Raw genomic sequence first — 1,729 nt, 5'->3', positions numbered from 1 at the left:
AGCTCAACGCCTCGTACAACTGCCTGGACCGCAACCTGGAAAACGGCAACGCCGACAAGGTCGCGATCGTGTTCGAGGCCGACGACGGCACCGTGACACGCGTCACCTACCGCGAACTGCACGCGAAGGTGTGCCGCCTGGCCAACGGCCTGAAGACGCTCGGCATCAAGAAGGGCGACCGCGTCGTGATCTACATGCCGATGTCGGTCGAGGGCGTGGCCGCGATGCAGGCCTGCGCGCGCCTGGGCGCGACGCATTCGGTGGTGTTCGGCGGTTTCTCGGCCAAGTCGCTGCAGGAGCGGCTGGTCGACGTGGGCGCGGTGGCGCTGATCACCGCCGACGAACAGATGCGCGGCGGCAAGGCGCTGCCGCTGAAGGCCATCGCCGACGATGCGCTGGCGCTGGGCGGCTGCGAGGCTGTACGGCATGTCATTGTCCACAAACGTACCGGTGGGGCGGTGGCCTGGACGCAGGGACGTGATTGCTGGATGCGCAATCTTTGCGCGGGCCAGCCCGATACCTGCGAGCCCGAGCCGGTCGGCGCCGAGCATCCGCTGTTCGTGCTCTACACCTCCGGCTCCACCGGCAAGCCCAAGGGCGTGCAGCACAGCACCGGCGGCTACCTGCTGTGGGCGCTGATGACGATGAAGTGGTCGTTCGACATCAAGCCCGACGACCTGTTCTGGTGTACCGCCGACATCGGCTGGGTCACCGGCCACACCTACATCGCCTACGGCCCGCTCGCCGCCGGCGCCACCCAGGTGGTGTTCGAGGGCGTGCCGACCTACCCGAACGCCGGCCGCTTCTGGGACATGATCGCGCGCCACAAGGTCAGCATCTTCTACACCGCGCCGACCGCGATCCGCTCGCTGATCAAGGCCGCCGAGGCCGACGAGAAGATCCACCCCAAGCAGTACGACCTGTCCAGCCTGCGCCTGCTCGGCACCGTGGGCGAGCCGATCAACCCGGAAGCGTGGATGTGGTACTACAAGAACGTCGGCAACGAGCGCTGCCCGATCGTCGACACCTTCTGGCAGACCGAGACCGGCGGCCACATGATCACGCCGCTGCCGGGCGCGACGCCGCTGGTGCCGGGTTCGTGCACGCTGCCGCTGCCGGGCATCATGGCCGCCATCGTCGACGAGACCGGCCATGACGTGCCCAACGGCAACGGCGGCATCCTGGTGGTCAAGCGCCCGTGGCCCGCGATGATCCGCACCATCTGGGGCGATCCGGAGCGCTTCAAGAAGAGCTACTTCCCCGAAGAATTGGGCGGCAAGCTCTACCTGGCCGGCGACGGCTCGATCCGCGACAAGGACACCGGCTACTTCACCATCATGGGCCGCATCGACGACGTGCTGAACGTGTCGGGCCACCGCATGGGCACGATGGAGATCGAGTCGGCGCTGGTGGCCAACCCGCTGGTGGCCGAAGCCGCGGTGGTGGGCCGCCCGGACGACATGACCGGCGAAGCGATCTGCGCCTTCGTCGTGCTCAAGCGCTCGCGCCCGAGCGGCGAGGAAGCGGCCAAGCTCGCGACCGAACTGCGCAACTGGGTCGGCAAGGAGATCGGCCCGATCGCCAAGCCCAAGGACATCCGCTTTGGCGACAACCTGCCCAAGACGCGCTCGGGCAAGATCATGCGCCGCCTGTTGCGGTCGCTGGCCAAGGGCGAAGAGATTACACAGGACACCTCGACGCTGGAGAACCCGGCCATCCTCGAGCAGCT

At 67.5% G+C, this 1,729-nt stretch carries 1 protein-coding gene; it reads left to right on the top strand.

Annotated features, from left to right (window positions below; all coding sequences use genetic code 11):
* A partial coding sequence (gene acs / locus MKD50_RS30295) for an acetate--CoA ligase (protein WP_252669755.1) occupies positions 1–1,729 on the top strand: 1,729 nt, incomplete at both ends.

It is taken from the genome of Cupriavidus mimosae, assembly GCF_023952485.1.
In the GTDB taxonomy this organism is placed as follows: Bacteria; Pseudomonadota; Gammaproteobacteria; order Burkholderiales; family Burkholderiaceae; genus Cupriavidus; species Cupriavidus taiwanensis_C.
Note: the sequence above shows the minus strand (reverse complement) of the source record. Positions and strands in the feature narration are given on the sequence as shown.